The organism is Marinoscillum sp. (assembly GCF_965229915.1).
Lineage (GTDB): Bacteria > Bacteroidota > Bacteroidia > Cytophagales > Cyclobacteriaceae > Marinoscillum.
The window spans coordinates 1,194,234-1,208,410 of sequence record NZ_CBDDJZ010000001.1 but is presented as its reverse complement, the minus strand read 5'-3'; the positions used below and the strand labels follow the sequence as shown (position 1 = coordinate 1,208,410).

Sequence of the window (14,177 nt, the reverse complement as noted above, 5' to 3'; positions counted from 1 at the left end):
TGGTCTGGTTGCTGGATAGCCTCGGCTCAAAAGTGACCAGCCATCACATGGTTTAATTAGAGAAGGAATGAAATGTATACTATCAACGACCCTAATGCTTCTAGCTGCCTTGGCTTGGGCTCAGCAGCCAGATCCTCCAGGGCAAGTTAAGGCTGGAGAGCGGCCCGTCAATGAAGCCTATCTTTTTGCTCACATGACACACGATGATTATGGTGAACTCTATTATTCTGTTAGTTTGGATGGGCTGCATTGGTATCGGCTGAATAATGGAAAACGTGTTTTTGAGGAGTATCATGGACATCCAGACATTGTAAAGGGGCACGACGACCGTTATTACATTGCCGGAAATGAAAGTGATGCCTCACCAGATATTACTATTTGGGTGTCAGAGGACCTGATCTCCTGGAAGAAGCACAGTGTGTTTACCCCTGATCTCAAGAAAACACCCAACTATCAGCCACTCCAGCGTATAGGAGCACCGAAGCTTTATTACGATAAGAATAGCAGACAGTATGTGATGACCTGGCATACTCCACACGAGGAGGGAACCAAAGAGGATCCAGAGAGGTATTGGGCAAGTCAACGTACTCTTTATGTCACCTCCAGGGATTTGAAGGAATTTTCAGAGGTGCCAAACAAACTATTTGATTGGGACATGGGAACAATCGATGTTTTCATCCGAAATGCTGAAGGAAAGTACTGGGCAATTATTAAAGATGAGCGATATCCTACACTGGATTGGGTGACGGGCAAAACCATTCGCATTGCCAGCTCAGATAATCTATTTGGTCCGTATAAGGATTTGTCAGACCCTATAAGTCCAAATTTTCGAGAAGCACCCATGCTCATTCCGTCGCCTAACGGAGAGGTATGGTACCTCTATTATGAGCAATATCCTGGTGTTTCCTACGGCTTATCGGTCGCCGATCAGCTGGATGGTCCCTGGTATCAGATATCAGGTTACACCTTCTTTTCTGATTGGGATAAATACAGCATGCCTCCTAAGGTGCGTCATGGCTGTATGATTACCATCAGCAGTGAGGAATATGATCAGCTAGTCACCGAATTCGGTATAGATAAGCAACAATAACTTCAAGGAATCAACCAAAACAATTTGTAAAATGAAACACCACATAGTCTGTTCACTGATCCTTTTTGTAGCCGTACAGGTAATGGCACAGCAATCAAAGGAGATATTTCTTGCAGACCCTACCATTTACCAGGAGGGAGAAACCTATTATTTGATCGGGACAAAAAATCGTAAACCACTTGGGTTTTCAATTTTAGAATCGAAAGATTTAAAATCTTGGACCGTTCCAGCTGGGCAAAGTGATTCACTATATATGATCCTAAATGAAGGGGACAACACTTTTGGAACCTGGGGATTTTGGGCTCCACAGATTATTAAGGAAGGATCCACTTACTACCTCACCCATACGGCCAATGAACAGACCGTGTTAACAACTTCTAATTCCTTGATGGGACCCTTCCGGCAGGAAGAAGTAGGTCCAATTGATGGCTCTGAAAAGAACATCGACTCCTACATTTTCAAAGATGATGACGGCAAATACTATCTCTATCACGTCAGGTTCAACCGTGGAAATTACCTGTGGGTGGCCGAGTTTGATCTGGAGGCGGGTGAGATAAAGCCGGAAACTTTAACTAAATGTTTTGATCAAACTGAAGATTGGGAAGCTACGCCACTTTACAAATCTGATCCGATTATGGAAGGACCCACAGTTATTAAATTGAAAGATCAGTATTACCTATTTTACTCGGCCAACCATTTCATGAACATCGACTATGCTATGGGCTACGCCATAGCAGATTCTCCTTACGGTCCATGGGTTAAAAACGAGAGTAATCCGATTCTACACAGGTCCATAGTCGGCGAAAACGGGTCTGGTCATGGAGATCTTTTCACAGGACCTAATGATCAATTGCATTACGTTTACCATGTACACAACAGTGCAGATCAAGTGAGTCCAAGACGAACACGAATTGTTCCGATCATCAAGAAATGGAATAGGAAGAGCAAACAGTTTGAGTTTGAGGTAGATGAGGATCAGGTCATCATACCCAAGCAGGTCACCAAATAAAGCAAATATCATGTCCAGGAAAGAAATGTTCATCTTGTCAGTATTAGGCATCATCATGTTGGCATCTGCTTGCACGAGCATTGAAAACGAAAAAAAAGTTGAGGAGAAGCAGCAGGATGATGATTCCATGTTTCGTAACCCCATACACACCTCAGGGCCAGATCCGTGGGTATGGCAGGAGGAGGATGCTTATTATTTAACGTTCACCACTGGCAATAACCTGACGCTGTATCGGAGTGAAATCATGTCCGATTTGTCCGAAGCTAAAAAACAGGTAGTTTGGACACCACCAGCCTCCGGTCCTAACTCCAAAGAAATCTGGGCACCAGAGATCCATCGCTACCATGGTAAATGGTACATCTACTATGCTGCAGACGATGGTGATAACTACAACCACCGAATGTTTGTGGTGGAGAATGCAAGTGCAGATCCATTCGCTGGTACATGGGTGGATCATGGGCAGTTGGAATTGCCAGGAGATAAGTGGGCCATCGACGGGACATTATTCGAGCACAAGGATCAGCTCTATTACCTATGGTCCGGCTGGGAAGGAGATGAGAATGTGCGACAAGATATTTACATCTGCGAGATGAAAGATCCTTTGACACCAGTTGGAGAACGAGTATTACTCACCAAGCCAGAGTTTGGTTGGGAGACCAATGAGGTGTCACCAACGGTGACTGAAGGGCCACAAATCCTCAAACATGGCGACAAGGTGCATCTCATCTATTCTGCTGGTGGGTGCTGGACGGATGGCTATTCACTTGGGATGTTGACTGCCGAGACCGATGCAGACCTGATGGATCCAGCTTCATGGAAAAAGTCTGAAGAGCCAGTTTTTACTCAGAATCCTGCTGGAAATGCCTTTGGTCCAGGACACAATAGCTTTTTCAAGTCTAAAGATGGGGCAGAAGACTGGATCATCTATCACGCCAACCCTCAGGCCGGTCAAGGTTGTGGGGGTGATCGATCCATTCGCATTCAATCCTTTACCTGGGATTTGAATGGTAATCCATTATTTGGTGAGCCAAAACCACTGAATGAGCCTCTCAAGAAACCGTCAGGAGAATAGTGAATGACAAATGAGTACCAGATTATGGCGTAAAATGTACGTTTGCTTGTGTTTGATTGCCGAACTTTGGTCATTTATTAAATGATCCTAAAATGATGATAAAGAGAATTCTCCCCATAGTTCTACTGTTGGCGCATGCATTAATCACCAATGCACAACTAAAGGTAGCCAATGTCTTTGGCGATCACATGGTCTTGCAGCGCGACCAACCAGTCAAGATTTGGGGGACAGCCAACCCCAAAGAATCCATTGCTGTAAGTTTTAACGGCCAGACAGTAGAAACGAAAGCATCCAAGTCTGGAGAGTGGAAGGTGCAATTGAAACCAATGAATTTCGGTGGACCTTTCACAATGAACATATCTGGATCTACTGAAGATCTGACCCTCACCAATGTACTTATTGGTGATGTGTGGATAGGTAGTGGACAGTCCAACATGGAGTGGCCACTGTTCCAAACGAACAATGGTCCAGAATCAATTGCTGAAAGTCAAAACCCCAATATCCGGTTGTTCACCATAGAAAAGGATATGGCTGCCAAGCCAGAAAGCGATGTGACGACTAGTGGATGGGCCATCAGCAGTCCCGAGTCAACGCCTAATTTTTCGGCTGTGGCTTATCATTTTGGCAGGCAGCTCAACAATGATTTGAATATACCGGTTGGTTTGATCCATAGCTCATGGGGCGGCACAGACATAGAGACCTGGATGAGTTGGGAAGCATTAACCGCTGTAGATGGATTTCAGAACCTTGATAAGTCAGCATATGTAGAGCGAACTGAGAAATCTCAAGAAATGATGACTCAATATCAAACAGCTCTGGCCAAAGAGCCTGGTATGAATCAGAAATGGTTCAGCCTCAGTGAAAGTGAGTATCAATCCTGGGAAAGCATCGAAATGCCAAAAATCTGGGAAAGTACGAAGATAGGTAATGAGGATGGTATCATCTGGTTTGCTAAGTCTTTTGAACTATCCGAAGATCAAGTGTTGGCAGCTACACTTAGTCTGGGACCAATAGATGATATCGATGATACCTACATCAATGGACAGTTTATCGGCCGGATGACGGACTGGACTCAGGAGAGAACGTATGCTGTGAAGGGCGAAGTATTGAAGCCGGGTGTCAACTGGCTGGTCATTCGAGTGACAGATGGAGTAGGAGGTGGAGGTATCTATGGAGAGGCAGATCAGCTTTTTTTAAAAATTGGCTCTGAAAAGATTTCTTTAGCCGGAGACTGGAAGTACAAACCCGCAGTGGTATCATCCTCATTCGGAGGACCTGCGATGGGTCCTAATGATTTTCCTACCTGTTTGTACAATGCCATGATTGCTCCAATCACTGATTTAGCCATCAAGGGTGTAATTTGGTACCAGGGAGAGAACAATACCCGCAATTCCATGCAATACCGCGAGCTGTTTCCTGCCATGATCAATGATTGGAGGCAGCAGTTTGGGCAGGAGTTTCCGTTTATCTGGGTGCAGTTGGCCAACTTTATGGCTCCTGACGAGCAGCCAAAAAACAGTAGCTGGGCAGAACTGCGAGAGGCACAATCCATGACACTTTCACTACCTAAAACCGGCCAGGCCGTGATCATTGACATAGGAGAAGCCAATGACATTCACCCGAGAAACAAAAAGGATGTGGGTTATCGACTAGCCATGTCCGCAGAGAAAGTAGCCTATGATATGGAGGTGGTTCACTCTGGCCCAACGTTCGAAAAGATAACCATAGAAAACGGAAAAGCTATTCTCACTTTTTCCAACATAGGGAGCGGTCTGGAAGTGAACGACAAGTATGGTTATGTGAAAGCATTTGCGATTGCTGGTCCAGATGGGAAATTCGTTTGGGCGAAAGCCAAGGTGGAGGGAGACCAAGTGATTGTCTGGAGCGAAAAAGTGAAGGAACCCAGTCAGGTCAGGTATGCCTGGGGAGACAATCCGGATGATGCCAATTTGTATAACAAGGAAGGCTTACCCGCAAGTCCTTTCAGAACAGAAAAATAGTCAAATGATTAAGTCAATATCAGTAATGGTTGCATTACTTGCCCTGGTAGCGGGGTGTAGGCAACCTTCTAAAAAGGAAACCAAACAAGCCGAGATAACCTACAGCAATCCCATCGATGTGGCCTTTGGCGATCCGTACATTTTGGATAATGGCGATGGCACCTACTACATGTATGGTACCGGAGGTGGAGCCAAAGATGGTTTTGCTACCTATTCGTCTGAGGACCTGATCAACTGGGAGTTTGAGGGACAGGTGTACACAGGCAATACCGATAGTTCCTGGAATGAAAAGTGGTTTTGGGCACCGGAAGTCTACAAGCGCGGTGAGAAGTATTATCTCTTTTTCAGTGCCCAGTGGAAAGAGAATCCCACCAATGAGGAAGAAAACTTTATGATAGGAGTGGCTGAATCTGATAGTCCCACCGGGCCTTTTATAGACCTGTTTGATCGACCAATCTTCAATCCCGGATACCCAATCATTGATGCCAATGTGTTTGTGGATGATGACGGTACCAACTATCTCTACTACTCACGAGCTTGCTGGAAGCACCCTGTACAAAGTGAGGTGGCAGATTGGGCCAAAGCCAAAGGGTGGTACGATGAAGTTGAAGAGAGTTGGGTCTACGGAGTTGAGTTGAAGTCAGACTTTAGTGGAGTAGTAGGGGAGCCGGTTTTGCTACTAAGACCACCGATATCTATGGATGATCAGCAGGCAGAGTGGGAAAGTAGATCAGTCACTTCACAGGAGATCAACCGACGATGGACCGAGGGGTCATTTCTTTTCAAAAAGAATGGCATTTACTACATCATGTACTCTGCAAATTACTATGCCGGGAAAAATTATGCCGTTGGTTATGCTACCGGGTCATCACCACTTGGGCCATTTACCAAAGCGGCCAATAATCCGGTACTGCAAAAGAATGTGGACCAGGGAGGAGACGTAACCGGCACAGGTCACAACATGGTACTGTTCGCTGCTGATAGCACAGAAATGTACTGTGTCTATCATGGGCGCACCACACAAAGTGGGCAAGAGCGCGTGGTGTTTATTGATCCGATGCGCATAGAGGAGGACGGGACATTGGTTGTCGATGGTCCCACTACCGATGCTCAACCTTTGCCATTTACTAAAAAATAAGAATTACTATTTGAAAAATGTTAGGAATGCCGTCGGTCGTTTAGACTGGCGGTTTTTTTTATATGTCGTAAATTGGCCACACGATAACCATAAGCATGAATCTTAAAGACAAAGTAGTAGTGGTAACTGGCGCCGCTTCTGGCATAGGAGAAGCACTGGCTGTTGAGCTTTCCAAAAAAGGGGCTCATTTGGCTCTGGCAGATATCAATGAAGTAGATCTACAACAAACGGTCAAGCGGATCGAATCCTCCGGCGTAAAGGTGAAAGCTGATAAATTGGATATTTCCCATCAGGCAGCTTTTTTCAGCTATGCAGCAGATGTCATCGACTATTTTGGTCAGGTAGATTGTGTCATCAACAATGCCGGGCGGTCCGTGGCTGATGGGTTTGTTGATGGGTCTGTAGAGGATTTTAGGATGGTGATGGATGTCAACTTTTGGGGATGCTACTACGGGACCAAGGCCTTTTTGCCTCATTTGATGGCTCGTCCTAAAGCCATGCTGGTCAACGTGTCCAGTGTGAATGCACTGATTCCATTCCCGAATCAAAGTTCCTACAACGTGTCCAAAGCGGCCATTATGGGTATGAATGAATCATTGGTGCAAGAGTTGAAAGGTACCAGTGTACAAGTGATGAGCGTGTATCCAGGAGGTATTCAGACCAACATTGTGAAAAACAGCAAGTTTATCAGAGGCCCCAAAGAAGGAATGACTCAGGATGAGTCTGCAGAGCTTTTCAAAAAGGTGGCTATGACCTCAGCACCAAAAGCTGCATGTAAGATCATACGGGGAATAAAAAGAGGAAAGTCACGCTTACGTATTGGGCCGGATGCTTACCTGTTTGATTACCTCAAACGCATGTCACCTCGATTTGCCGTTTGGCTGATTGGGAAAGTGGCTAGAGCCTAGTTCAACTGTATCAATAGTATCAATTCGTCAAAATAAAGGGCTAAAATGATTATCTATTTAGAAGGTTCGTAATTTTAGCTCAACTTCTCACTTGAATGTTAACGAATAAGAATCAAGTGAAAGAACAACACCTTCTAAAAATCAAAACATTGCTGTCCGAGCACGAGCAATTCTTGAATCAGAAGAACGAACCAATAGCTGATACTACAGGGGTTTATCAGCGTTATAAAAACCCAATTCTTACCGACAAGCATACTCCGATTATCTGGAGATATGATTTGAATCCTAAGACGAACCCATACCTGATGGAGCGCCAGGGCATGAATGCGACTTTCAATGCTGGAGCTATAGAATTCAACGGGAAGTTTTGTTTGGTGGTCCGAGCAGAAGGTTACGATCGCAAGTCCTTTTTTGCGGTGGCAGAAAGCGATAATGGGATTGATAACTTCCGGTTCTGGGATCACCCGATCACCCTTCCTGAAACGGACGAGCCGGACACGAATGTTTACGACATGCGTTTGACGCGTCATGAAGATGGGTGGATTTACGGTTTGTTCTGTACTGAGAGAAGAGATCACACAGCTCCTGAGTCAGACCAGTCAGCAGCTACAGCTAAATGTGGCATTGCCAGAACGAAGGATCTGGTGGAGTGGGAGCGTTTGCCGGATTTGGACTCTGGTGGCAGCCAGCAGCGAAACGTGGTATTACATCCAGAGTTTGTGGATGGGAAGTATGCTTTGTATACCCGTCCGCAAGATGGCTTCATAGATGCGGGAAAAGGGGGCGGAATTGGCTGGGCTTTAGTAGAGTCTATGGAAAGAGCCGTGGTTACCCATGAGCAAATCATTGACCCGAAGGTCTACCACACCATCAAAGAAGTAAAGAATGGACTTGGACCTGCTCCGATCAAGACCGATGACGGTTGGTTGCACCTGGCACATGGCGTGAGGAATACTGCTGCAGGCTTGCGCTACACGCTGTACCTATTCATGACTGCTTTAGATAATCCCACAAAAGTGATTCACCGACCGGCTGGTCATTTCATGGGACCTCAAGGTGAAGAGCGAGTTGGGGATGTATCCAATGTATTGTTTACCAACGGCTGGATAGCTAAAGACAATGGTGATGTATACATCTACTACGCATCCTCGGATACGCGCATGCATGTGGCTACTTCAACAGTAGGCAAGCTGATAGACTATTGCAAAAACACACCAGAAGATGGCTTGCGATCTTATGCGAGCGTCCAAATCAGAAACCAGTTAATAGACCGCAACTTGGCTTTCCTCAAGGCCAATGGGTTAAACTAAATCCCACTTCATGAGCACTTCTACCCTTAGTATAAAAGAAAAGATTTCGTATGGATTTGGCGATTTTGCATCGTCTATGTTTTGGAAGCTCTTTTCCATGTTTCTATTGTTTTTCTATACGGATGTGTTTGGTATTTCGGCAGCAGCCGTGGGTACGATGTTTTTGGTCACACGGGTTTGGGATGCACTGAACGATCCCATGATGGGAATCATTTCAGATCGCACCAAAACACGATGGGGAAAGTTTCGTCCTTTTTTGTTATTCGGGGCAGTTCCTTTTGGGATTATTGGAGTGCTTACGTTTACCACTCCGGACCTGACTGCAGATGGCAAGTTGATTTATGCCTACATCACTTACACTTTGATGATGATGGCCTACACCGCCGTAAATGTGCCTTATGGTTCATTAATGGCCGTGATGACCGGTGATAGTGTGGAGCGGACATCTCTGGCATCCTGGAGGTTTATTGGGGCCTTTTCTGGAGGTTTGTTTGTCACGGCCACCGCTAATTCGCTTGTCCAATATTTCAGTCAGGGAGGCGATCAAGCCACCGGCTATCAAATGACGATTGGGGTGTATGCCGTTGTTGCAGCGGTGTTGTTCATACTGACCTTTGCCGGAACCAGAGAGCGACTGGCACCACCGAAGGAAGAGAAAAACTCGCTTCAAGATGATCTGAAAGATCTGGCTAAAAATGCGCCCTGGTTCATCATGTTGGGAGCCAATATTTTCATTTTAATTTTCAACTCACTGCGCGATGGTTCCATACTATTCTACTTTAAGTACTATGTAAAGGACCAGGTAGTTGAGCTGTTTGGCAGTACTTATGAATTGTCCTCCACGGCTCTTTCTTCGGCCTATATGTCCATATGGTTAGGTACCAATATCCTGGGTGTGCTTTTGGCCAAGCCTATTGCAGCTCGTTTTGGGAAGAAGACTACTTTTAGCTGGGCGGCATTGATTTCAGCTGGGTTGAGCTTCTTGTTTTTTCTGATTTCCGCAGACCAGATTATATTGATTTTCGGTATGAATGTATTGATTGGGATTACAGCAGGGATCATCTTACCCCTGGGCTGGTCCATGTATGCCGATATAGCAGACTTCTCTGAGTGGAAAACCGGCCGCAGGGCGACTGGATTAGTGTTTTCATCTTCTTCCATGTCTCAAAAATTTGGCTGGACTCTGGGTGGAGCCATCTCAGGTTGGTTGCTTGCTGGGTTTGGCTTTGAGCCAAATGTAGAGCAATCAGAGGAGGCTCTTTTAGGTATTCGATTGATGATCAGTGTGATAGCGGGTGTTGGAGCCCTTTTTTCTTTTGGGTTCATGCGGTTTTACAAGTTGGATGAAGCTTTTATGCGGAAAGTGAAAAGTGATTTAGATGGTGTAAATTCGGTTTCAGATTGATAGCATAACTCTCGACCTTAGATGATGAATTATTTCTCACCATACCCGGCCATTAATTAGTACGAATAGAATGGCGAAATCAATAAAACCCGATGTAAACCCACACCTGAGTTTTGTAAGAGAATGCCAGGGGGTGCTCAGTGAAAATATCCTTGGCTTTTGGTCACGCAAGATGGTGGACCCGATTGGCGGATTTTACGGACGCATGGATGGACTTGGAAAACTCCATGAAGATGCGGATAAAGGTGTTATTCTCAACACCAGAATTCTTTGGACATATGCTGCCGCCTACCAGGTGACAGGCAATCCCAAGCACAAAATGATGGCCGATCGAGCTTATGAGTACGTGACTTCCCGGTTTATTGATAGCAAAAACGGTGGCGTTTATTGGATGCTGGACAGGCAGGGAAATGTGACAGTGGATAAGAAACAGACGTACGCTCAGGCTTTTGCCATTTACGCTTTGTCAGAGTACCATAAAATCAACGAATACAAAAGAGCTCTTGATCATGCCAAGCGCATTTATAGTTTGGTGGAAGAGCACACGTATGATCCACTTCATACAGGTTACCTGGAGGCGCTGAATAAAGAATGGCAGCCACTACGGGATGTACGTCTTAGTGACAAAGACATGAATGCTGCCAAGACCATGAACACCCATTTGCATGTGTTGGAGGCATACACCAACCTGTTTCGTGTTTGGCCAGACGAGGGCCTCAGGAAGCAATTAATAAGCCTGATTGAGTTGATGGTAGACAAACTGGTAAATGAAAATGGACACTTTGAGTTGTTCTTTGATGAGAGTTGGGCATTGCTATCGAGTGAGGTTTCTTTCGGTCATGATATAGAGGGAAGTTGGCTGCTCTACGAAGCGACCGAGTTAGTCGGAGATGACGACTTGCTCGCTCGAATTAAACCAATAGCTCTTGCCATGGTGAAGGCAGGAATGGAAGGGCAAGATACCGATGGCGGATTGATGTATGAGGCACATGCTGATGGTACACTGGACGAGGACAAGCACTGGTGGCCTCAGGCTGAGGCCCTGGTAGGACTGGTCAACGCATGGCAGATAACTGGTGATGAATTTTTTCTTTTGAAAATGAAAGAAGTCTGGAAGTTTATCAGAACCTACCTCATGGATAAAGATGGTGAATGGCACTGGAAAGTAAACAAACATGGAGATATTGATTATCAGGAAGATAAGGCGGGTCCATGGAAAGGTCCGTACCACAATGGCCGGGCAATGGTAGAGTTAATGAATCGATTGAGCTAATGATTAGAAGTATTTCGAATGGGGCAGTAGTGCTGCTCTTATTATGGCTGGTTTCATGCACGCAGACGGGTTCCAACCTGGTGGTTCGTGGTAGCGAGGGTGTGCTGGATGAGTCATTTGACTCAGTGCTGGTGGTAGATGATATCCGTGAAGAGCATCTAAAAAGTGCAGGCCATTTGTTGATCAAGGTACCCGAGACAGCTCTTGGTTTTAAGGAGCGCAGTTATGTAGAGCGCTATTTAGAAGCAGGGGGTCTGGTGACATTCAGTTGTAGGGATACCGTATATAACTGGGGACAGATTCAGGAGTATTTTACTAACCAACAAGTGCGGATAGCCTGTGCTGATGAGCCCCTGCCAAAGGCTCAGTTGGATTATGCTAAAGTCAAATCAGCTGCGGCTCCAGGCCTGGATCGATTGGTAAGGGAGGTACTGGTAGCGCCATTGGCAGAACCCATGGACCTGGTCGTAACTGATAATTCCCTGGTTTACTGGATAGAGCGTAAAGGACAGATTCACACCTATAACCCAGGCACCGATCAAGAAAAATTAATCACGCAGATGGAGGTGTACACTGGAGAGGAAGACGGATTACTGGGTATTGCACTCGATCCTAAGTTTGCCGAAAATCAATGGGCTTATATTTTTTACTCACCACCAGGTGATGAACCAAAGCAACATGTGTCAAGGTTCGTGTTGACCCCTGACAGTCTTCACCTGTGCACAGAACAGGTGATCATTGAGATCCCCACCCAGCGAGAGGAGTGCTGTCACTCCGCTGGAGACCTGGCTTTTGACCGGGCCGGCAATCTGTACATCAGCACTGGGGACAATACCTTTTCAAGGGCTTCAGATGGCTTTACTCCGCTGGATGAGCGACCTGGCAGATCGGCTTTCGATTCGCAAAAATCGTCTTCCAACACCAACGATCGAAGAGGTAAGATCCTTCGAATTCACCCGGAAAAAGATGGTAGTTACACCATTCCAGATGGTAACCTGTTTGCCAAAGACGGATCTGAAGGTCTTCCCGAAATCTATGTGATGGGTGCACGCAATCCATTTACCATGGCTTATAACCTGGACAAAGACTGGCTGTACTGGGGAGATGTAGGACCCGATGGTAACGTAACCTCTGAGCGTGGCCCTACTGCTCATGATGAGATCAACTTTGCTGCACGTCCTGGAAACTATGGATGGCCCTACTTCAATGCCAACAACCTGGCATATGCTGATTATAATTTTGAGACGGGAGAGCTGGGGCCCAGATTTGATCCCAAACATCCACAAAACACTTCGGTCAACAATACCGGAGCTGTTGATTTGCCGCCGGCTGTTCCCGCCATGGTCTATTATTCCTATGATGAGACACCTGAGTTTCCTGGAGTAGGAAAGGGGTCCAGATCCACCGGAGCAGGAGAAGTATACAACTATCGGGAGACGAGAAAGCATGGATATGAATTTCCGGAGTATTACCACAACAAGCTATTTGCTTTTGATTGGGCCAGAGACTGGATTAAGGTCATCAGTCAGGATGAACAAGGTAATTTTCAATCCATAGAACCGCTGTTGGATCAAACCGTATTGGCTTCTCCCATTGCCATGGAATTTGGTCCTGATGGCTCACTCTACGTGCTGGAATATGGCATTGGTTACTTTACAGATAACCACGATTCCAAATTGATCAGACTGGAGTTTGTGAATGGCAACAGACCACCTGTGGCGCTTTTTGAGTCCTCGGTTACCAATGGGTCATTACCCCTGAAAGTGACATTTGATGCGCAGAACTCATCAGACCCAGATCGTGAACCGTTGGACTATCAATGGAGTATAGGGGACGAGATGCATTCGGGTTCATTGGTGGAGTATTCTTTTGACCAGGCGGGTAGATATGAGGTGGAGTTAATCGTAACGGACCCACATGGTGCCAAGGCCACATATAAAAAGACCATGACCGCTGGAAATACTGCGCCTGAAGTATCTATCCGCTTTCCTTCGAACTCCAGTTTTTATCTACCTGGCCAACCGATTCACTATGCTGTGAACGTTGCGGATGCAGAGGATGGAATACTGGGCGATGGAATCAACCCAGGGAACGTATCAGTCAATGCGACCATCTATGATGGTAGTGACAACCGAGCTGCTGCCAGTCTCGCTCAGCTGGGTGAACTGGATGCTGATGGACTCTCTCCTGGGTTACAGCTGATTCAGTCTAGTGACTGCAAGAGCTGTCATAAGTTAGATGAAAAATCGATTGGGCCTAGCTTCAAGCAGATAGCTGATCGATATGATACGGATTACATCCAAATGGATATTCTGGCTAAAAAAATCATCAATGGCGGGTCAGGCGTGTGGGGTGACGGTATGATGATCGCGCACCCGAACTTTAGTATGAAAGCAGCCAGAGAGATCGTCAAATACATCTTTACTGTCAATGATCCTCCGGCTGCAGAAAGTCAACCAATAGAGGTCAGCGGATCATTAATGGCTCCAAGCGATCGTCAAACGAAGGTGAGAATAGAAGCGAAATATACCGACCGGGGAGGTAATCTCGTCCTGGAAGCTAAACATGAAGTAACCCTTACACAGCCAGTACGGCAGGCAGAACTTGCCGATGCGTTGGTTGGGTTTGCAATAGATGGCGCAATAGAAGATGGAGATGACCGGCAGGCAAGAAAGAATGCAGATCACGCAATGATTATCTTTGAAGACATTGATTTGACCAACGTGTCCAGTATATCTATAGAAGGATGGTCAAAAGCGAATGGTTCGATCACCTTAGTGTTGGATAACTCCAAAGGTGAAGCGCAGAGTGCTGTAAGCTATGAGGCAGCCCAGCCAATGGTGATGGCTCTAAGTGATGTGCAAGGACAGCACGATCTGTATTTCATCTTCGAAACGGCTGATCAATTGTATATCAATCAATTTCGGTTTCAATTAGAGGCCATCAACGAATAATAGACATGAACTACCTAA

General features: G+C 45.9%; 10 protein-coding genes. All 10 read left to right on the top strand.

Going from position 1 to position 14,177, the window contains the following annotated elements; all coding sequences use genetic code 11:
* The first annotated feature begins 67 nt into the window (after positions 1-67).
* Positions 68-1,090 carry a family 43 glycosylhydrolase gene (locus ACO067_RS05210; protein ID WP_421871521.1) on the top strand — a complete coding sequence of 341 codons (1,023 nt, stop codon included), beginning with the start codon at positions 68-70 and terminating at the stop codon, positions 1,088-1,090.
* A 31-nt stretch (positions 1,091-1,121) separates the two neighbouring features.
* Positions 1,122-2,099, top strand: coding sequence for a glycoside hydrolase family 43 protein (locus ACO067_RS05205; RefSeq protein WP_421871519.1), 978 nt, complete (start codon positions 1,122-1,124; stop codon positions 2,097-2,099).
* 10 nt (positions 2,100-2,109) lie between these two features.
* Complete coding sequence (locus ACO067_RS05200; RefSeq protein WP_421871517.1) at positions 2,110-3,171, top strand: family 43 glycosylhydrolase; 1,062 nt, start codon at positions 2,110-2,112, stop codon at positions 3,169-3,171.
* 92 nt (positions 3,172-3,263) lie between these two features.
* Positions 3,264-5,171, top strand: coding sequence for a sialate O-acetylesterase (locus tag ACO067_RS05195; protein WP_421871516.1), 1,908 nt, complete (start codon positions 3,264-3,266; stop codon positions 5,169-5,171).
* A 4-nt stretch (positions 5,172-5,175) separates the two neighbouring features.
* On the top strand, positions 5,176-6,309 hold the full coding sequence (locus ACO067_RS05190; RefSeq protein WP_421871514.1) for a glycoside hydrolase family 43 protein: 1,134 nt from the start codon (positions 5,176-5,178) through the stop codon (positions 6,307-6,309).
* A 95-nt stretch (positions 6,310-6,404) separates the two neighbouring features.
* The gene (locus tag ACO067_RS05185; RefSeq protein ID WP_421871512.1) at positions 6,405-7,217 is read left to right on the top strand and encodes an SDR family NAD(P)-dependent oxidoreductase; all 813 of its coding nucleotides are present in this window, start codon (positions 6,405-6,407) and stop codon (positions 7,215-7,217) included.
* Between the two features lie 95 nt (positions 7,218-7,312).
* Positions 7,313-8,527 carry a glycosidase gene (locus ACO067_RS05180; protein WP_421871510.1) on the top strand — a complete coding sequence of 405 codons (1,215 nt, stop codon included), beginning with the start codon at positions 7,313-7,315 and terminating at the stop codon, positions 8,525-8,527.
* Between the two features lie 10 nt (positions 8,528-8,537).
* Entirely contained in the window at positions 8,538-9,932 is a 1,395-nt protein-coding gene (locus tag ACO067_RS05175; RefSeq protein WP_421871508.1) for an MFS transporter, read from the top strand.
* Between the two features lie 70 nt (positions 9,933-10,002).
* A complete protein-coding gene (locus ACO067_RS05170; protein WP_421871506.1) occupies positions 10,003-11,205 on the top strand; it encodes an AGE family epimerase/isomerase in 1,203 nt (400 codons plus the stop codon).
* Positions 11,145-14,159, top strand: a complete 3,015-nt coding sequence (locus ACO067_RS05165; RefSeq protein WP_421871504.1) for a PQQ-dependent sugar dehydrogenase — start codon at positions 11,145-11,147, stop codon at positions 14,157-14,159. The genes ACO067_RS05170 and ACO067_RS05165 overlap by 61 nt, the downstream gene beginning before the upstream one ends.
* Positions 14,160-14,177 lie beyond the last annotated feature (18 nt).